The sequence below is a fragment of the Nostoc sp. C117 genome (genome assembly GCF_043099735.1).
In the GTDB taxonomy this organism is placed as follows: domain Bacteria; phylum Cyanobacteriota; class Cyanobacteriia; order Cyanobacteriales; family Nostocaceae; genus Nostoc.
Genome location: NZ_CP170991.1, coordinates 4,321,320 through 4,340,938, shown reverse-complemented (window position 1 = coordinate 4,340,938; position 19,619 = coordinate 4,321,320). Strand labels below are relative to the sequence as shown.

General features: G+C 42.3%; 13 protein-coding genes. 5 read left to right on the top strand and 8 right to left on the bottom strand.

All coding sequences use genetic code 11. The annotated features are described in order from the left end of the window. Positions 1-8 precede the first annotated feature (8 nt). From ACFG4S_RS18860 to ACFG4S_RS18845, 4 genes are all read right to left on the bottom strand, one after another. Positions 9-1,898: an ISL3 family transposase gene (locus ACFG4S_RS18860; RefSeq protein ID WP_392529995.1), complete on the bottom strand. Its 1,890-nt coding sequence runs from the start codon at positions 1,896-1,898 to the stop codon at positions 9-11. A gap of 149 nt (positions 1,899-2,047) precedes the next feature. After that, positions 2,048-2,269, bottom strand: a complete 222-nt coding sequence (locus tag ACFG4S_RS18855; RefSeq protein WP_392530564.1) for a hypothetical protein — start codon at positions 2,267-2,269, stop codon at positions 2,048-2,050. 43 nt (positions 2,270-2,312) lie between these two features. Beyond that, positions 2,313-2,453 carry a hypothetical protein gene (locus ACFG4S_RS18850; protein WP_392530563.1) on the bottom strand — a complete coding sequence of 47 codons (141 nt, stop codon included), beginning with the start codon at positions 2,451-2,453 and terminating at the stop codon, positions 2,313-2,315. An 82-nt stretch (positions 2,454-2,535) separates the two neighbouring features. Further along, positions 2,536-2,979 (bottom strand): SRPBCC family protein, encoded by a 444-nt coding sequence (locus ACFG4S_RS18845; protein WP_392530562.1) that lies wholly within the window; start codon positions 2,977-2,979, stop codon positions 2,536-2,538. A gap of 260 nt (positions 2,980-3,239) precedes the next feature. On the opposite strand from ACFG4S_RS18845, the gene ACFG4S_RS18840 reads away from it, so the two are divergent. Together ACFG4S_RS18840 and ACFG4S_RS18835 are read left to right on the top strand one after the other, a co-directional pair. Further along, a complete protein-coding gene (locus ACFG4S_RS18840) occupies positions 3,240-4,901 on the top strand; it encodes a mechanosensitive ion channel (protein ID WP_392530561.1) in 1,662 nt (553 codons plus the stop codon). A 527-nt stretch (positions 4,902-5,428) separates the two neighbouring features. Beyond that, the gene (locus ACFG4S_RS18835) at positions 5,429-6,679 is read left to right on the top strand and encodes a bifunctional sterol desaturase/short chain dehydrogenase (RefSeq protein WP_392530560.1); all 1,251 of its coding nucleotides are present in this window, start codon (positions 5,429-5,431) and stop codon (positions 6,677-6,679) included. Between the two features lie 463 nt (positions 6,680-7,142). Here ACFG4S_RS18835 and ACFG4S_RS18830 read toward each other — a convergent pair whose 3' ends face one another. Continuing rightward, positions 7,143-7,463, bottom strand: a complete 321-nt coding sequence (locus tag ACFG4S_RS18830) for a TMEM14 family protein (protein ID WP_392530559.1) — start codon at positions 7,461-7,463, stop codon at positions 7,143-7,145. Between the two features lie 87 nt (positions 7,464-7,550). Between ACFG4S_RS18830 and ACFG4S_RS18825 the strand changes: the two genes are divergently transcribed. The 3 genes from ACFG4S_RS18825 (at position 7,551) to ACFG4S_RS18815 (ending at position 11,767) form a co-directional block, all read left to right on the top strand. Next, on the top strand, positions 7,551-8,912 hold the full coding sequence (locus ACFG4S_RS18825) for an ATP-binding protein (protein ID WP_392530558.1): 1,362 nt from the start codon (positions 7,551-7,553) through the stop codon (positions 8,910-8,912). A 138-nt stretch (positions 8,913-9,050) separates the two neighbouring features. Then, positions 9,051-10,340: a tellurite resistance TerB C-terminal domain-containing protein gene (locus ACFG4S_RS18820; RefSeq protein ID WP_392530557.1), complete on the top strand. Its 1,290-nt coding sequence runs from the start codon at positions 9,051-9,053 to the stop codon at positions 10,338-10,340. A gap of 98 nt (positions 10,341-10,438) precedes the next feature. Further along, positions 10,439-11,767, top strand: a complete 1,329-nt coding sequence (locus tag ACFG4S_RS18815; protein ID WP_392530556.1) for an ATP-binding protein — start codon at positions 10,439-10,441, stop codon at positions 11,765-11,767. Positions 11,768-11,890: 123 nt separating this feature from the next. On the opposite strand, the gene ACFG4S_RS18810 is transcribed toward ACFG4S_RS18815, so the two are convergent. The 3 genes from ACFG4S_RS18810 to ACFG4S_RS18800 form a co-directional block, all read right to left on the bottom strand. After that, complete coding sequence (locus tag ACFG4S_RS18810; RefSeq protein ID WP_392530555.1) at positions 11,891-13,816, bottom strand: GTPase family protein; 1,926 nt, start codon at positions 13,814-13,816, stop codon at positions 11,891-11,893. Between the two features lie 170 nt (positions 13,817-13,986). After that, on the bottom strand, positions 13,987-18,012 hold the full coding sequence (locus ACFG4S_RS18805; RefSeq protein ID WP_392530554.1) for a TonB-dependent receptor: 4,026 nt from the start codon (positions 18,010-18,012) through the stop codon (positions 13,987-13,989). Continuing rightward, complete coding sequence (locus ACFG4S_RS18800; RefSeq protein WP_392530553.1) at positions 18,009-19,559, bottom strand: hypothetical protein; 1,551 nt, start codon at positions 19,557-19,559, stop codon at positions 18,009-18,011. Before ACFG4S_RS18800 ends, ACFG4S_RS18805 begins: the two co-directional genes overlap by 4 nt. Between the last annotated feature and the right edge of the window lie 60 nt (positions 19,560-19,619).

Here is a 19,619-nt window from a genome sequence, read left to right as displayed (position 1 = left end):
TTTTCTCCTCAAATAGCCAACAAAAATCGTCGTTCAAGTAAATCTATTTTGGCGCGACCATACATCTGTCGCTTTAACATTTTCAAGCGATTAATATGGCCTTCAACTGGGCCATTACTAACTGACATAGTTACACCTGCTTTCACAGCATTGTAGTCAGACTCTAAACTAACAGCGAAGGAGCGCAACAAAGAAACAGAGCTGTTTTTAGCTTTGTTGAACCAAGCATCGAGCTGCTCAGGTAGGCGTTGACGCACAAGGAATGCAAACTGTTGAGCTAGTTCAATAGCTGACTTCAAATCAGAATGGGCTGTTTGTAGTTGAGCGATGATTTCACGCTCATTAGGCTGTATTAATTCTGGTCGTCGCAAGACTAAAGCTGTGACGCGACTGGGGGTGAGAGGACGATGGGAGGAAGAACTAACCCTAGGGGACGCATTTTTCTTTGAACACTTTGCTGGCCCAAATCCGGGCAAGGTCTTGAGATAACGAGTGAAGCGAGCGACCGTGGCATAACCACCGATATAGCCGCAGGTGCGAATTTCTTCAAACAGTTCTTGGGTGTTGTGGTTCCCGCTATTCCAGCGACTGAGGAGGTAATCATGATAAGGGTTGAGAAGACTCAGACCGTGGTCGCTACGTTCACGACGTTCGGTAAAAGTTGAGCTACGCAAGTAATTGAATACGGTAGTTTTAGAAACTCCCAGCTCTTGAGCGATTGCTAGCCCTGAGAAGCCAACAGACCGCAGTCTCCAAACTTGCTCATGGATTTCCCTCCGTCTATCCCGTGCTTTGGCGGATTGAACTTTTCTTTTTAAAGATGTGTTTTGGGGAAACCTTGGCACAACTGAACTTTTATTAGTCTCAGCAATCATGGAAAGGTTATCGGGGAAAGGCAGAGAGCAGACGGCAGACGGCAGAAGGTTGGTTTGAGGGTTTTCCTGTGCAGCCAATCCGTCTGTATTCTCTGCCAAAAAGGGTTTAAGACCCCCAGCCAAGTTTTGAATTTCAGTGGTCTGCAATTGGGTGGGGTATGTATCCCCATCCAATTCCCCAATGCCTTCTTCAAGTGCTGTTTCCACCTCTAAATGCACTTTAGTATTAGTACTAAATACTTGTTTCTCCACTTCTTTAAGTACTTTGGCGTGAATACCAAAGACTTGATAGAGCGTTTGAGATAAGTTCTGCAATAAGTGAAAACGGTCTGCAACTTGAATGGCTTCTGGCGCGCCTTGACGAATACCACTTTCATAAGTTTTTGACCGATCTCGTGAGACGACTTTGACACCAGGGTGAGCTTTTAACCATTCTGCTAAGGTTTCAGCTTTTGCGTCTTTGAGTAGAGCGATTGGTCGGCTACGTTCCAGGTCAATCAATGCTGTGCCGTAAGTTTTGCATTTGCGAAAACAAAAGTCGTCTACCCCAAGAGTATGTGGCGTTACGATTGATGGCAGTGGGATTGAGCGGACTAAATTTAACAGTGTGTTGCGAGAAACTTTTATCCCCCATTGCTGTGAGAGTCTTACCCCTGCTGCACCACCCACAGATAAACCAATTGCGCTCAGTCGTTGCGCTAAACGCTGAGTCCTTCGCGCCCAAGGTGCGGTTACACTTGTCAGCCTTTCGGTAAAAATACGCCGTTTACATAAAGTGTTAATGCAAAAAAACTTTCGCACCCGTAACTGTAGGGTAATACTGTAATCAGCCCAGGGCAGGTCTGTTAACTTACGTTCGTAGCGGCTATGAATTCGGTGAGTTGGGTGGTTACAAACTGGGCAATTAATGACAGTTTGCATCGCAGAGACAATCAACGTAATCGTCCCTTGTACTTTGTCAAATTGCCATCTCTTCAGTTGAAGGTTTGTTGTATCAGGTAACAGGTGGTATAGCAATTCCATACCAAAAGTTTGACGGAGTAAAGTTTGAAGTTAGTAATTCAATTCTATCCCTTCCTCCTTCTTTTTTTCCCCCCTTCTGCCTTCTGCCCTCTGCCCTCTGCCTTCCCCCAAGCGAGATCACCAAAAGTTGCCAAGAACCAAGCAAAGCTTCAATTGTGGGAAATTTTCCTTCCTCCTTCCTTCTGCCGTCTGCCGTCTGCCTTCTGCCTTCCCCCAAACGAGATCACCAAAAGTTGCCAAAAACCACATAATTCCTCTTCTGAAATTACATTAGGAGAAGCAATTAATCCTGCTTCCCAACGTTGATAACGGGTTTGATCGCCAAGACGCGGATCAGGACGCTGGTTATATTTGTCCACGATGTAGCGCACAAACTTATGTTCCAACTCCCGTCAAGTCAGACAAGCCTCTTTCTCAGCTTGCTCTGGGCGTTCCTGATCCTGTGTATCCCGGCATATTAGAAAATAAGTCGGTATTAAAAGTGCCAAAAGGACGCTCAACAATACTACCTTCACTGGGGCGATCGCGTAAATGACAAACAAATCCCAATTGCACACCTATCTGTTGCAAGATAATTAGTCACTGTACACTATGGCAATGTACAGCACTCAGAACTGTTTTGCCCCATGCCTAATCCCTAATTTTGTTCTTCTGCAACTCGTTTGAGGCGACGGAGTTGGGATTGCATATCTTGTTTTGTCCAGGATGCGGCAAAAGTGTTGAAACCCCAACCTACTAGAGGGTTTGGAATATTGAACTCAAAGCGGTTCAGTAAGAGCGTTCCTTTTTCTGTTGGTTGACATTCCCAGCGATCGCGCCCTTGAAAAAATCCTTTAAATTCCCACACTACCAAACCTGGTTGTCGTTCCACAACTACGCTATTCAAAGTGGGTTGAACTAAAGGAATTTGAATGATAAAACGGCTTTGACTACCGACATCAGTACTCCAAGCTTTGCCCACAGGTTCGCAACGGAGGACGGGGTTGAGCCAACGATGCATGAGGGTTAAATCGCTAATACAGCGCTCGACTACCGAGGCTGTAGCGTTAATTTGAATCGATTGTTCCAAAACTTGGGACATGCTACATCTTTTAAGCTGTTGCTGCAATTAGAGTAACGCAAAATTGGCTATTGAGCATTGAGAAAAAGACGCGTCTCCATGTCCCCGTATCCCCTTTTAGCCTTCTTTAAGGCATATATGAGTTTACTGGTAATTTCCTGGTACATTGATAGGCAAAACACTAGTAAACTTACTGGGATGCAGAATTATTCAAATCAAGCTACTTCGTAAGTATCTCAAGTGTTTTTGGCAAACATCTAAAACTTTAATACCGGAAAACCATGAACACAACTTGGCAAGGAATAACCCAGTTGATAGATATTGGTTTATCGATGACGGGGCAGGAATTTTTGGCGCAATCGCCCAGCTTGCAATCAACTCAAGGAGCAGTAAACCAAGGAGTCGCTGATGTCCAAGGAATTGTTCAACAGCTGATTCTATTTATGCCCCGCGTATTGGGGGCTGTGGCAATTTTGTTTCTTGGTTGGTTAATTGCAGCGATCTTAGCGACAATAACCCAGAAAATCCTCAAACGCACAAACATAGATAACCATATCGCCGCAGGTGTAACAGGTCGTCAGGATCTTCCCCAGGTGGAGAAATTAATCTCCGACTTGGTTTTTTGGATTATTATCCTGCTGACGGCGGTAGCTGTTTTACAAACCCTAAATCTAGAGGTAGCCTCTCGACCGCTTAATAGTTTTCTGGATCAACTTATTGGCTTTTTGCCAAAGTTGGTTGGTGCGGGAATCCTTTTGGCAACCGCCTGGGTATTAGCAACCATTGTCAAGATTTTTACTGTGCGCTTATTACAAGCATTTAACTTGGATGAGCGTTTGAATCCAGAACCTGCAGATAGTACTCCCAGTCTTAATCAATTGTCTCTGAGTGAGACGATTGGTAGTGTTCTTTATTGGTTTATCTTTTTACTGTTTCTCGCTCCAATTCTGGATACTCTCGGACTCAAGGAAGCTCTACAACCAGTACAAGCTTTAATTACAAAGATTCTAGTAATTCTGCCAAACATTTTAGCCGCAGGGCTAATTGCCGCAGTTGGCTGGTTTATCGCTAATGTGGTACGGCGGATTGTGACAAATTTGCTGGCGAGTACTGGTATTGACCATTTAGGTAGTCGATTTGGATTATCTTCGACTGCTGGAGTGCAACCTCTATCGAGTATTATCGGCACTATTGTCTATATTTTGATTTTGATTCCTGTGGCGATCGCAGCATTGGACGCTTTACAAATTGAAGCTATATCAAGACCAGCGATCGCAATGCTACAACAGGTTCTCAACGCTCTACCTGCCATTTTTACAGCTGTCGCAATTTTGCTTGTTGCCTATTTTGTGGGGCGGTTTGTAGGAGATCTGGTTACAAGTATACTCACTAATTTAGGCTTTAATAACATTTTCACTGTCTTGGGTCTGACAACATCTACTAGACGAATCGTCATTTCCACAGAACCAACAGAACCAATACCCTCTCATATTCCCACCCGCACTCCCTCAGAAATTGTAGGCATTGTTACCTTAGTCGGTATCATGCTATTTGCAACGGTGGCGGCGGTAAATATCCTGAATATTCCAGCCTTGACAGCCTTAGTGTCTGGTATTTTGATTATATTCGGGCGGATTTTGGCAGGTTTGGTAATATTTGCCATTGGCTTATTCCTGGCAAATCTGGCTTTTAACATTATTACCAGTTCTGGCGAACGGCAAGCAGAGATTTTAGGACAAGTAGCACGGATTTCGATCATTGCTTTAGTCTCAGCAATGGCACTGCAACAGATTGGAGTTGCTAGTGATATTGTAAATTTAGCCTTTGGACTTTTACTAGGTGCGATCGCTGTTGCTATTGCCCTAGCTTTTGGTCTGGGAGGACGCGATATTGCCCGCGAACAAGTTCAAGAATGGCTTAATTCTTTCAAAGGTAGAAACTAAAATTTACAGCAGAATTTCAGGAGTCAGAATGGGCTACACCCCCCTACGCTAAGAGAATTTCGGAGTCAAACAGGCTTTCTACTTATCTACCAGACTTAGCTTGTGTACTTCACCTTACTGGAAATCTGCTGTATCTTTACTTTCTATCTTGCAACATTCACAACAACTATAAGGTGGGTACTGCTTACAACCTCAAAAGAAGAGTTTTAGTAAATCTTAAGCAGTGCCTACCCTAAAAAGATTTTTGGGGTTGCATAAATACAGAATGATTTTAGAACTTACAGATATTTTGGCTGAAAATCGTTGAAATAGTACTCCACTAAGAATTTCAGCCTTAAATATTCACTGCTTTCCAAAACAGCTAAGTTCCCCCAAAATAATACCTTTCACCTTCGGTTTAATGTGATTCTTCTTCTGGAAATAGTTTGATATCCTATTTTCTTTGATTTTTGTTTGTTCTACACTCAACCTTAATCCATCTTTATAAGATCATAAAGAATGATTAAGAAAAATCAGTGTAAACAAACATGATAAAAATATTAGCTGAAAGCTGGATTGATATTGGGGAAAGATTACAAATTAATTGGGTTTTAGTAAATACCTGCTTGCAGTTTGCGACTTGGGGAGTTTTCTCGCTTTTGCTGGCTGAGATCTTAAGAGATAGCTACCATGCATTGTGTCATCAAGTCAATTGGCTTGCTAAATGGCACAACAAACATCACATGGCTTATCGTCGGGATTTATCGATCGCTTCCCCCAAACTTTATCAAGAATCTCAGCTTTATCACGACATTTTAGAGTCGAGTCTACTACTAGTCATATTGACGCTGATTGCCTTAATTATCCCACAAATGGGGTTATGGCTAGGAGTCGCCTATGCTTCCACCTTCTTGTATGGCGCGTCTATACGATATTTTCAGGGAAAAATTGATACAGACTTGAATCACCTACCAGGCCCTTTAGAGATAATTCCCTCCATTTGGTGGGTGAATCGCTCATACCATTGGCGACATCATTTTGATGATGTCAACGCTTACTACAGTGGTGTCTTTCCCTTGGTCGATAAAATACTAGGTACAGGACTATCTCTAAAGGGTAAAACCGTTGCTTTAACTGGAGCATCAGGAAGTTTGGGGCAATCACTGGCGGCTGAGCTTGTTAAAAATAATGCTAAAGTTGTGGCATTAACCACGAATCCAGAAAAATTAGTCGAGCAAACTGGGGTAAAGGTGGTTCCCTGGGAATTAGGCAATGAAGTCAATCTGAGGGAGAGTTTAGAGAAAGTCGATATTTTAATTATCAACCACGGAGTCAATGTCTACACCAGTCGCACACCTCAGGCTATTAACTTTTCCTATGAAGTGAATACCTTTTCAGCATTGCGGTTGATAGATATATTTTTGACAACTGTCACAGGACCACAAGCAAAAGCAACTAAGGAAATTTGGGTGAACACTTCTGAGGCTGAGGTTTCACCAGCACTAAGTCCACTTTATGAACTCAGCAAACGAGCGCTAGGAGATATTGTTACCCTCAAGCGCTTAGATGGGGATTGTGTAATTCGTAAGTTAATTCTTGGTCCCTTTAAGAGTCAACTTAACCCTTATGGAATAATGTCTGCACAGCAAGTAGCTCGTGTTATCTTGTTTTTGGCTCACCGAGACTTCCGAAATATTATTGTGACAATCAATCCTCTCACCTATCTCCTGTTTCCGCTCAAGGAAACTAGTACGTGGCTGTACTATCGAGTCTTTAGCCGCACAGCCAAAAGTGAGTAATTTCACAATTGAGTGAGTTCAACGGAACCTAATACTGCTCAGATAAGCAGAGGAGGCAAAACTATTTTCCTACCTCTATTTCTCCCGCTGCTTAAGAACAACTTGCCTCAACCAAGAAATTCCTTAAGGGACTGACAAATAAAAAAATATCCAATTAACTCTTGTGGGGTGGGCGACACGAGAGCCCGTAGCCAAGGGCGGACAAGATGTCCACCCCACAAGATTGAATAATTTATTTGTTGGAAGTTCCTAACCGAGGAGTATTGCAACGGAACCTAATCCCAATACTTCCTTTGCAGGGAAGGGACAGAAATAGGATTTTTAACCCTCTCTCTGAAGCGGAGAGAGGTTTAGAGAGGGGTTCTGTAAGATATCAGGCAAGGATAGTAAGTCTACGGTAATATAATTGTACTAATAAAAGTCCCCAAAGCAAGGAGAGTGATTAGAGACTTCAAAAGTGATATTACCTTACAGACACAAGTTGATTCACCATGATTGCCAGAGCCAGTACACCTAAAATAGTCATCAATCCTCCAGGCATAAATTTGCGTGTTTTAGCGAGTCTAAATGCAAAGACAACGACTAAAACGGCAGTAACAAACAGAGCTAAAATCAAACCCTGAGTTTGTCCTTGGAGTTGAAGGTAAGCGGCAATAATTAGTAATAAACCACTAATACTACCGCTCAAGAGTGAAACTTTACTCCTAGCCTGAATGTAACCAATAATGCCACCTGCGATCGCTAATATGCCATAGGCAAAAGCAGCGATTATACTTAAATTCATTGTTAAAACCTATGTAGATTTTGATTTTGCTGCCAGGGTCAGCAGACAATTTACCATAGCTGTTTAGCTACATAACCGAGTTGATTGATGGATAATCAAGCGATGCCAATGGCAAGTACTTCCTCCTACACAAAAGTTCAATATCTCCAGCGCCAAGCAGCCTCACTTTTACTCTACCAATCTGTTCTCCAAGGCGAAGTAGGGATGGCATTTCTTGACCTATTACAAGCTATACGCTATACTGACGCCGATGCACGCGGTTGCCTACAAGCCTACGGCAGTTATTTCCATGCTTTGGCTACTAGAAATCAAAACTGGGAAGACTATATAGTTAATCAAATTCTGTTCTCTGAGAATCCCTTTACAAAGCTTGCTCAACAACGAAAATTTGAGGACTTACCCCCAGCCTTAGTAACAGCAGTTCAGCACGATTTACAACTATTACAAAGTCTTTATGAATGTAGCAGCGCTTCTTTGAGCGAGTGGGTGCAAGGTGTTGCTCATATGCCGATTTCACCAATAGTCTGGTATAGAGAGCAAGAATTAGTAGGAGTAGAGACAAAGTTTGCTGCATATCTAAACGAATTAGATAATTGGGGTGATGCTGTAGAAGAATTAGCAGCTTATTATCAACAATACGGTTGTGGTTTATTTGCAGAATATCGCGCTTTACGCTGGCAAGGTGGGCAGTTTATTGGTATTAGGTATGCCGATCCCATTAAACTCAGTACACTTGTCGGTTACGAGTCTCAGCGAGATGCTTTGTTAAAAAATACAGAATTTTTATTATCAGGAGAGGTAGCACTGCATGTATTGCTTTATGGTAGTCGGGGTTCGGGGAAATCTTCTTTAGTGAAATCTTTATTAAATGAGTATGCCAATCGCCCTCTTTGTCTGTTGGAAGTAGGAAAATCTGACTTAAAAGATTTACCAGAAATCGTAGAACATTTACGAGGAGTGTCACAAAAATTTATCATCTTTGTAGACGATCTTTCATTTGAAGAAGATGATGATGCTTTCAAAGCACTCAAGGTAGTTTTAGAAGGTAATTTAACCGCACGACCGCAAAACGTAGTTGTATATGCTACTTCTAATCGCCGTCACTTAATTCGGGAATTTTTTGTTGATAGACCTGCACCCAAAGATAATGATGAAATTCACGCCTGGGATACCATGCAGGAGAAACTTTCGTTTAGCGATCGCTTTGGTTTAACCTTGACCTTTGAACCAGCCGATCAGAAAACTTATTTAAAAATTGTACAGCATCTAGCAGCACAAGCGGAAATTGATATTACCCAAGAAGATTTGGAATATCAAGCATTACAGTGGGCAACTCGCCATAATGGCCGTTCTGGACGTACAGCTAGGCAGTTTATCGACTTTTTAAAAGCAGACCTAACACTTTTTCGTACAAATGAAAATACATCTAATACTTCGCATTCAAATTAGTTAATTTTTGGTTTGAGCAAACAGAGCAACAATTATAAACCACTTTTAGTAACAATTTAAGGTGGATGTATTTTTTAATTACGAATTACAATGAGAGCTACTTATTCTGATACTTTAACTACGCTAAAAACTAGCAATATGCAATCAGTAACTATCGGGAATCGATTTATTTTAGGTATAGTTGCCTTTAGTGTGAGTTTTGGTCTTAGCCTTGTCCCAAACTGGGATTTCAATAAAGCCTTTCTCACGGGTATAATTACTGCACTTACTATCTATGGAGCAGCCTTATTTGTAGATAAGCGACGCAGAAATTATGAAATGCTTGTTTTAGGTTCTCTCCGCAAGCGAATTAAAGAAATGGAGGGGTTAAAAGCTCGTATTGTCAGAGAAATTAATCAAATTGAAGAACATCACAATTTATTATATGCAGAGTCAAAACAACTACAAAATCAAATAGCCGAAAGCCGTAATCAAAGGGATAGTTTGCATCGAGAATTAAGATCAATTACTGGGCAAAAAAAGCAGTTAGAAACTGACATTAATACCCTGCAAGTTGAATTTGATAACTTGCAGACCAATCAAGCCGAATTGAACAATGCTTTTTCTACACTCACAGCAGAAAAGCGGCGTCTAGAGTCTAATTGTAATGTATCTCGCGCTGAAATCTCCCAGTTGCAAGCTGAAATATCAGAACTACAGCAACGAAAACAAGAAAATGAAAGCAATTTAACCCTTTTAGGCAGACTCAAACCTCAATTAGAAGAGAAATTATACGAGCTACGAATTGCAATTCAAGAACTAGAAGTTCAGGTAAATAAAGAAAATCAACTACTAGTAGCTACAACAACAGAAAGAGAAAATATACAATCTATCCTGAATTCTTCCAAAACTGAAATAGCAGCACAAAAAGAAGAGTTACAGCAATTACAAGGACAAGTTTCATTATTACAAGAAGAACGAGACTCATTGCAAAATCAAGTCTGGGAATTGCTTCAACAACTAGAAACATTCAATGTAGAAGTTTTACCTGATACTTTAACAGAAGATCGGATTGAATTGTTTCCTTTCTCTGACTTAATTGAATCTTCAGCAGCAATAGATACTCTAGAACTTGATACATCAGAACACATACCTGAAGAATGGACTAATTTTCTCGAAAATTTACCAGGATATGAATTACAAGTATTAAAAGCTATCGTTGAAGAAGATAATCCCAAAGCTGCCATTAAAAAAATTGCCGAGGCAAATATCACCATGCCAAATTTATTAATAGATTCTATAAATGAACGAGCAAATGATACGATTGGTGAATTAATAATTAATTCTGATTCGGAAAGTCCACAAGTTTATCAAGAACATATGACCCATGTAAAAAAAATGATTGCAATGTATGATGACCTCATGGCTAGACATACTTCATCAAATTAAATTATTATTATTATCGTTGTCAGATTATTAGTAACATAAGTATATACATTAACTACTTATGCATACTTCTGCGTTTAGAATAAAGTGAAGTGTAATACATGGGAAAGCTCAAAGTCTCGAAAAAAATATCTACTGCTTTAATTAATTCCCTTGGTGCGGGGGTAGTACCAAGAGTGGGAGTTGAACATATAGCAGTAGGTCGAGAAAAAGAACTTAAAAGCCTATTACAAAATCTCGATGATATTGCAGAAGGTGTAGCAGCATTTCGCTTCATAATTGGAAACTACGGTTCCGGAAAAAGCTTTTTACTTCAACTCATTCGCAACCGAGCGATGGAGCAAGGTTTTGTAGTCGCTGATGCTGATTTATCCTCAGAACGCCGATTAGCAGGAAGTAGCAATGAAGGTTTAGCAACCTATCGAGAATTAATGAGCCATCTAGCTACAAAAACTCGTCCTGATGGTGGTGCTTTAGTGTCAATTTTAGAAGGATGGATTAATAAAATTCAACAAGAAGTGGTTAAAGAAACTGAAATGCGTCCGAATGACGATGGTTTTGATGACCAAGTTGAATCCAAAATTAGGGAAGTAGTTCAATATATTGAAGATTTAGTTCACGGATTTGATTTTGGTAGTGTGATTATCGCTTATTGGCGTGGCTATAGATTGGATGATGAGAATTTAAAAAATGCGGCAATGCGCTGGTTGCGTGGAGAATTTGCTACTAGAATTGAGGCAAAAGCAGCTTTAGGAGTGCGCGTTATTATTGATGATGATAGTTGGTATGACTACATCAAACTGTTTGCTAAATTTATCGCTGAGATTGGCTATAAAGGACTCTTAATTTTAGTTGATGAAGCCGTACATTTATATCAAATATCTACTACAGTTACGCGGGAAAAGAACTATAATCGACTCCTTGCAATGTTTAACGATACTATGCAGTGTAAAGCAGAACATCTTGGTATCATTGTTGGTGGAACAACCAAGTTTTTAGAAGACCCAAAACGGGGACTTTTTGCAGACCAAGCTTGGCAAAGACGTACAAAAGAAAGCCGTTTTGTTGCACAAGCTAATGTTCAGGAGCATTTAGGACCGGTGATTCGGCTCAATCCGCTGAGTGAAGCAGAAATCTTGACGCTTTTGCAACGTTTGGCTGAGATTCATGCACTCAATTTTGGCTACGAACAGACTTTGACAAATCGTGATTTGAAGGGATTTGTCCAAGAAATTATTAGTCGCTTGGGTGCAGAAGCATTACTTACGCCAGGGGAAATTGTCCGAGATTTTATGAGTGTGCTGAATATTCTTCACCAAAATCCAGGAATTGTGTTTGGTGAATTAATTCATGGGTCTAAATTTAAACCTACTGCGATGGGTAAAGATGCAGATTTGGATGAGGATAATGCAGCCGAATTTAGTTTGTGATTTACCATGTTCAGTGCTTGGGAAAAAGTTTTTTAAAATTTGGTGGTGGGTAAAAGCCCCCACCAAATTTTTAAGGGTTTGGCACCCAATCCCTAATCACCAGTCCCTTTTATGTTGTATAATTTAATTTTCCTGTTTGATTTTAGTTAATGTAAATAGATAGTTCTCAAAGCGATCGCCAAGTTGTTCAATTGTCAAATTCTGACTCCAGTATTCCACTAAGGCGTGACCAAATGCCCAAGCATTTCGTTCCGGTGAAGCAGAGTTTTCTAGCAGTAACGGCCACAGAGATAGTAACTCAAAATTCAGCGGCTTAGAGTTACCTGAATTCAAAAGTGAGAAAAGCTCATAGGCCATTTGGAGTTTGCCAATGACAATTGGTAACTGTTCCACAGGAATTTGTTCTGCTAGCAGATAAGCCAAGGTTGGCGAGCCAGTTGATACCGTTGAAATAAACTGAAGGACAGGACTTTTAAGAAGTGACGTTAATCCCTGAGTTGTCGCCATTTGAAAAGTATAGCGATCGATAATTTTGGCAGCAGCAACAGTGCGGGCTTCCAGGTTACGTAAAAACCGGGCGAAACGGAGTTGTTTTGCCGGAGCGATCGCATTTACTAATCCCAACGATAGCGCCTCTACTCCCCAAGCAACTCGATTAGTTTTACTATCAGCTGTAACCACGGGTACAACTAAATTACAAAAGTCGCCCACCTGTTTAGCACGGTACTCAGTGGCTTCCCGAATGGCAATTTCCTTGGGACGATCGCCCCATTCCCAATCATAAGGCGGTTGCCATTCCCGGATAGGACGCAGACGATCTACTTGTGTAACAACTGCGATTGCCGGTAAATCTGCAATTTCTGCTTTCATGTCTTGGAGAAAGTCTACATCCATTTGCAGCGCAGGATCGAGGGCAGGAGTAGCTAACAACAATAAATCTGCGTTTTTGGCATAATCAAGCACCAAGTTTCGGAAATCTGCACGGTTGACTTGTTCGTAACCGGGTGTATCTAAAAGCGTCAGGCTTTCCCCGCCTTGAGACTGCCATTGGTAATTCTGAATGCGATCGGTACTGGGTAAAACATCAACGGCTGCGAGATCGGCTTGAAATAAGGTATTAATTAAACTGCTTTTTCCCGAACCAGTGCGCCCCACTAGCAGAATATTCACGGGTTTTTGTTCAACGGCCTCGGCTGGTTCAGCTTGATTGAGGATTTCTCGGAGTGTTTGGGTTTTTGCCTTGGGTAAAGTCGGTGTAGTTGAAGAAACTGGTAATGTGCTACCGCCGTAGAGAGCGATCGCCTGTTTGCATAAATTCCTCAGAGCAACTTCCCGGAATAATTGGCTCAAATTCCCCAATAATTGCTCAGTTGCACGGTTACTAGAACCCTGACTAGCTTGTTTGGCCACCGCCGCCACCGGATTTAATAGCCACTGCGCCCAGTTCCAAGCTTTCCAGAATTTCCGAGCTGATGGTTCCAATTTCCGATAGACTTCGTATGCTTGGTATGCTTGTCCGACGGTTACTTGATTTAGCACAGGGGATAACTTTTGCATCCACAGATCCACATCATCCACCGTTCCCCGAATCAGCCCGTAAGCTTGGGGAACGTAAATATTTAGCAGAGGATATTGAATTTGAGGATTGTAAATATGAGCGATCGCTACAACCAAATCTTGGCATCGCGTCCAAAAAGTTTGCCAGTCTTCCCAAATGGGGCGATCGCTTTGTGCTATTCGCAAAATTTCTTGGAAGGCTGCTTCTGCAAGCTTTGTGGCGTCACTTTCTGTTGGGAGTGCTGAATCTTCTGCGGCTGACTCCAATTCTTCGCGCACTTCGGCTAACACAGCTTCTACCTGCTGTACGGCGGGTTGAGTCCATTTCACTAGCAGCCAACGCCAGCCAACAAATAAAACAGTGAACACGCCCCAAATCCAACTAATACCCCATGTATGGATTTGAGAACCAGCGGATACTAGTAAAAAAATGATTATAAAAGCGATCGGCATTACCAATACAAACCACTGCCACAGCTTTAATCGCACCATTACCCCATACCTTCCGAGTTTTTATGAAAACTACTCTCATAAAAAGTTTATCGTTTTCAATGTGGGCACGATGACTAACAAATTATTGCCGAGAGAAGCGAAATTTGGCGTTGCATAATTGCGGGTGACATTCGATCAATACATAATCACCGCGTCTGTGTGTCCCCGCATCAAACTTTAGCTTTACCCATTAAGCTTCGTAATTTCTTTACTAGCGTTTGCGCCGTAGATTCTTCTTGCTGACGTGGTACAGGTTTTTGCTGTCCAAAGCCATCAAACAATTCGTTGAGTTTTACTGTGAAACCCAAATACGCGCCACCTGCAGAACGTGTCCCGGAAAAATCCCGGTCATCAACTTGACCAAAAACATATCCAGCAGAAAGGCGCACATTAGGAGTCAGATAGTAACCTGTTTCTAGAACAAAGCCTGTCTCACTGTAGTTAGACTGACCAATCCAACGAGCCTCACCAACTAAATCCCAGCTATATCCCAAACGATAGGTTGCCCGCAATTGTCCCAAATTAACCGTACTTGTACCAACTAAATCGTTAGCTAAATAAGAAGTACTGTTACGCAAAGCATATTTACCGTAGAATTCCCATTGCCAGTTCGGGGCGTAAATAGCTTCTAAAGCAAAAGTATGGTCTTGAGAACCCGTACCACTACCTAAAAGAATGGTGTCAGGAATAATCGCCGGATTTTGGCGATATTCATAACGCAATAAAGCATTAAATTTATCGCTATTGGGGTCGCGGTAAGCTAAACCCAACTTTAAGTTAGCGGTATCTCCCAATCCTGAAAGCTTTTGATTGGAAGAGTTTGCTTGTTGATAACGTACCAGAGCCGTCAGAGATGGAGAAATTTTACCTGTGATACCTGCGGTAATTACTGTATTGTTACCACCAGAAGATGAACGATGTTCATAGCGGGCACTGGCTTGAAACTGGGGATTATCACTGTATTCCAAACCAACGCTGTAACTATCGCCACCATCAAATCCAATCGCTGATGCTGCTTGACCAAAGGCGTAGGGTTGAGCATATTGTTGACCCGCCGCCGTGCGTCCGAAGAAATTGCCAAATACGTGTTCGTAAGCTACATTTAGCCGCAATCCATGAGCAATAGTCCAACGGTTATTTAGACCAATTGCTCCTTGAGTAGTAAGTTCATTGGCGCCACCCAAAATTGAGTAACGACCGGTCAAGGTGGTATCGGTTCCAAGTTTGTGTTCGCCATTGACACTTAAGCTGGTGATGGAATTACCCGAAAATTGACCACTACTATAAAACTGTTGGGCGAGACTGACGCTGACACCAGGAATTACTGCCCAATTCAACCCTAAAATCGTGCGGTCTGGATAAACAGTATCTTTTTGGGAAGATAAGCTGAGTTCATTTTGGGCTTGGAAAGTCAGGTTCTTAGCGATGGGAACTGTGAAACGCGATCGCAATTGATCGGAATTACTACTCAAAGCGTTAGTAGCAATGCGGTCTTCCCGATCGCGATGAATCCAATCTAGATCCAAGAGAGCGCTACCCAAACGTTGTTGAATTCCGGCGGTAATCGTCGTTAGGGAATTATCAACTTTACTTCCAGGTATGGCCTCAGAACGGGGTGCAAATAGTTCTTCAAAAGTATCTAGGGGTTGGGGTGCAATCCCAAAATTGTCTTCGTGGTCATATTGCACTCTGAGGTTAGTAGTTGAGGTAACTTTCGCTGTAACCTGCACTCCATAACGAGTTTGTCCTGGAACAAAACTAATAGTGGCATTATTGGCAAAACCTGTATCCGCAAAACGATAATAAGCACGTCCTTGGATACCATTAGCAATTTCTCCCTCAGCTTCTAACCGATAGGCCTCACCCCGGACTTTTCCCACAACATCAGAATCATTGCTGGAATGAGCATATTCGGCGATTAGCTTACCCTTTTCACCCAAAGAAATTTGTGCATCTGCACCGTAGAGTTGAAAATCACGCACCCCCTGATTTTCTTGGAGGTAAGTTGCTGCAATCCAACTTTCCTGGTTTAGCTTACGGGAAAGGTTATATTGCAAACGACCAGCATAGATACTACCGTCAGAGTCTCCGGTGTCATATTGATAGCTAACAACAATCCGACGTACTAATACCTGTCCGGTTCGATCGATATCGGTACGCAGAATCGGTTCGCGGAATAATAATGTACCGCGATCGTAATCGATTTCGTAGTCTGGACCTCGGTTAAGCTGTTTGCGTTCTAGTACAGTACCAGGACGATTAAGTTCTTCTAACTCGATAAAGACATTTTCACTGCCTGGTTGTAATATTCTCCGGGAAAGGAAGTAATAACCACTAGTGCCATCGGGAGCAATGGTATCCCGTTGAAATCCTTCTAAATGATCCCCATAGAAACCTGTAATTTGTAGGTTTCCTAAGTTGTAGTTAGCTTTAAAACCGTGGAGTTGACGAGTGATAGAAGTAAATTGCTGCGATCGCCGCGCAAATTCTTCTGTGTTATAGTCACCCCACATAGCATAATCTGGATCGAAGCCAGGTTTATTAGTCGAACGCTCAAAACGTAGAAACACACTGTCAATGGAAGGAGCGACGACATCAACTTTTGAGCTATCACCGTAGACAGGATAGTTTTGCTCGCTGAATTGATAAGTTCTAAACAGGCGATTATCACAGTTACAATCTTCATTCAGGTTCCGAGAACTGTTATATGCACCTGTAAACAACCATTCACCGATGGCACCAGTGGCAAATATCGCTGAATGAAAGTCTAATTGTGTGCCGTTGTCTTTGTCGGGAGGGAGGAAGTCACGGAAACTACCGTAATAATTTGTACCTCTAGCGCCCAAACGTAAATCTATGACCCCAGTCACCAAACTCGGACGCAGTGCCGTTTCAAATTGCAATTGGGTAAAGGCTTCTAAATCATTAGCGATGGCGCGAATTGTGACAGTTTGCGCTTTTAAATGCGATCGCAAAGTGGCTGTAAATTGCCCCGCTTTTGCCTCCACTTGAAATCCCGGTTCATCGGGTTTGAAGTCTTTGCCAACTAAGTCCCCAGCACTAGGTATCAAGGTGACAACAGCATCACGATTAGAGCGATTACCACTTCCATCCATCAGTTGACCTCGGATGGTAGCTGTAGAACGTCCATCTGCTGGGATACGGGATTCAACTGTTTCCAAAGTTAGTTGCTGCGGCGCTCCCCGGACTGCAACTTGCACCGTTACAGGCGGTTCTGTTCCCCCAACTACCTGTGCAGAGATAGTGTTTTGACCTTCTTTTAACGAGACACCATACCATGTCTGCGTTACTAAGTTGGTAGTGGCATCGCTTTCCGTCCGCCCAACTAAGGAAGGGTCTACCAACGCGCCATTTACCTTTAATTCCACCTGACTCCCAGCAGGAAACTGCACAACCACCGTGGTAGCTTGTACATCTACAACACTGTCAGGTGTGGGAGTTAGGATTTTGATTCGTGTAGCGATCGCAGCAGTGGGAGATGGAGACAATGGAGGAGGCGAAGACATCGGAAGATTTTCATTCACCTCTTGTCCCTGCATCTCCCCATTCTGAGCTACTTGTGCAATTTTGCGTAAGCCTCTGGGTAAACCTACAGAATTTGGTGGTTGAAATGGTTGTATTTCCCTGGTCTCAGTGTCTTTGCGCTTGTCGTTCTTATCCTCTATTCCGGCAATTTTCCGTAAGCCTCTAGGTAAACCTACAGAATTTGCTGGTTGAAATGGTTGTATTACCGTTTCAGTTAACTCTACATCTGGAATTGAAGTATCAGTAGCCGATGCTGAAGAACTTGAAGGAAGTTTCAGAGGTGAAAACTCATCCTTAGAACTTGCCAATAAATGGTGATAATTTTGGTCTTGTTGAATTATTCTCCTTAACTTTGCGCCTTTGCGCGACAGTCGTTTCAAGTCGGCAAAGCCGCCCAATGCGCTGCCTTGCCTTTGCGCGAACCTTTCATATTCTGAATTACCAACTCCAGAATTTGAATCCATACTTTTTTCCACCCCTTGCTCTTCAACACCCTTGTCTGCTTGGGAAGGGGAGTTAGAGAAAAGCAAGTTTTCGCCAGTGGCTTCTGCTTTAACAATCGCCGGATACAAAACAAGACTGAGAGCGATCGGCATTGCCCCCAACAACTTTAAGTTAAATCTAGTTCCACAGTGCAGTCTGGGTTTCATTTTTTGACTGGCTCCTGAATTGTGGGGGTGACACCGAAGTTCATGCGTACCAAGCCACCAGGCTCTAAATGTACTAGGCGAGATTGGCTATTGCGTTCGCGGAATTTTTCGTTGTGAGCTAAGGCGTAACCAGGTACACTGCTGAGGTCAAGTACGCCTGTGTGGTATCCAGGTAAAACATTAGCTAAGGAAAACAAACCATTGGGATCTGTTGTGATGCGGTTACCATCTTCGAGAAAAACCACTGCATTCGGTATCCCAGGTTCACCACGTTGCTGTTCGCCATCAAAGTTTTTATCAACAAACACCCGGCCGATAATCGTGCCACAATCAGAAACGATTCCTGAACGAATTTTTAATTGGTGCGTTGCTGGACCATCCTTAGTGCTAAATCGGTTATCAACTCGTTGAGCATTAGCGATCGCGCTGTTACGCCCATTACCACGCAGGGCATCGGCTGTTAGTTGAGCAGCATAGGCAATATTCAGGACTTTCTCTGGGAGAATCGTCATGTCTGTTCTAAATATCACCATGTTTCCGTTACGTTCTGAGGTGATAGTAACTGGTGTGCCATCCATCTCTCCCCGCACAGATTTCGGCAAGAATTGGAATCCCAAAGGTAGGTTGTCGGTAATAACTACATTGTTCAAACCAGCATCAGCGAGATTTTTGAGTGAGAGGCGATAAATTACTGTATCTCCAGGTTCAGCAGTAGCGCGATCGCCCGTTTTAATAATCTGCAACTGATTGGCTTGACACAAATTTGTGGTAAATTCAAAGGCTAATAAATCCAGTCCCACAACTTCTGCATTGGGAACTAAAACAACTGTTTGCTCTACCCTAGTTTGACCTGCGAGACTGATTGGTTGACCATCTAGAGAACTAGCAACATATCGCACAATATTATTACCTTGTGTGCCAGTACTACCAAGGATTTGAATCTTGATTCGCCGCTGTCTATAAATGGAATTTGGTGGTGGATTAACTACAAAAATATAAGTTCTACCTGGATCGGTTTGACCCTTATTTGGATCGAGTAAGAAGTTATAGACACCAGCAGGATTATTCGTCACGAAATAGGGGTTACTATTCTCAGTATTTGGAGATTTCCCCCCAGGAACGTTGTTATTAGGAATATCTGGTAACTCTGTTCGAGTCAAGGAAACCAAGCCGCCCAATTCTGTAGCCGTTGGGTCGCTAGAATTAGGTTCGTATACTCCAACTGAAAAACCTGTGTAGTCAGGTAAAACTGTACCAGCACACCCTAAAATCCGTCCTAATGGGTCAAGTAACGGATTAGGAGTAACGCTCAGCTGAGTAGAATTTCCTTGATAATTATAATTAGTCGCAGGATCTGTATAAGTATAAGTAGCTTGATTTGTGATGGGAAAAGATGCAGCCTGAGTGTTATTTTGTTGCGCTATCACTGGTATAGATAAAGTAGTATGTAAAAAGCTTCCCAGGAGAGCAGTTGCTGTTAACCTTTGCCAACAGCGATCGCGATAATTAATTCTTTTCTGTTTTTGAGGACGGCTCACTGAACACATCTCCTCTGGGATGCCAAATTTGTTGTTAATAAAAACACTTATTTAGTTGTAAAAATCTCA

What these genes read in the sequence shown, in the direction of transcription:
- ACFG4S_RS18820 (WP_392530557.1), top strand. Translation starts at nt 9,051, where the DNA reads ATGCAATCAGTAACTATCGGGAATCGATTTATTTTAGGTATAGTTGCC.
- ACFG4S_RS18840 (WP_392530561.1), top strand. Translation starts at nt 3,240, where the DNA reads ATGAACACAACTTGGCAAGGAATAACCCAGTTGATAGATATTGGTTTA.
- ACFG4S_RS18860 (WP_392529995.1), bottom strand. Translation starts at nt 1,898, where the DNA reads ATGGAATTGCTATACCACCTGTTACCTGATACAACAAACCTTCAACTG.
- ACFG4S_RS18845 (WP_392530562.1), bottom strand. Translation starts at nt 2,979, where the DNA reads ATGTCCCAAGTTTTGGAACAATCGATTCAAATTAACGCTACAGCCTCG.
- ACFG4S_RS18800 (WP_392530553.1), bottom strand. Translation starts at nt 19,559, where the DNA reads ATGTGTTCAGTGAGCCGTCCTCAAAAACAGAAAAGAATTAATTATCGC.
- ACFG4S_RS18835 (WP_392530560.1), top strand. Translation starts at nt 5,429, where the DNA reads ATGATAAAAATATTAGCTGAAAGCTGGATTGATATTGGGGAAAGATTA.
- ACFG4S_RS18810 (WP_392530555.1), bottom strand. Translation starts at nt 13,816, where the DNA reads ATGGTGCGATTAAAGCTGTGGCAGTGGTTTGTATTGGTAATGCCGATC.
- ACFG4S_RS18825 (WP_392530558.1), top strand. Translation starts at nt 7,551, where the DNA reads ATGGATAATCAAGCGATGCCAATGGCAAGTACTTCCTCCTACACAAAA.
- ACFG4S_RS18830 (WP_392530559.1), bottom strand. Translation starts at nt 7,463, where the DNA reads ATGAATTTAAGTATAATCGCTGCTTTTGCCTATGGCATATTAGCGATC.
- ACFG4S_RS18815 (WP_392530556.1), top strand. Translation starts at nt 10,439, where the DNA reads ATGGGAAAGCTCAAAGTCTCGAAAAAAATATCTACTGCTTTAATTAAT.
- ACFG4S_RS18805 (WP_392530554.1), bottom strand. Translation starts at nt 18,012, where the DNA reads ATGAAACCCAGACTGCACTGTGGAACTAGATTTAACTTAAAGTTGTTG.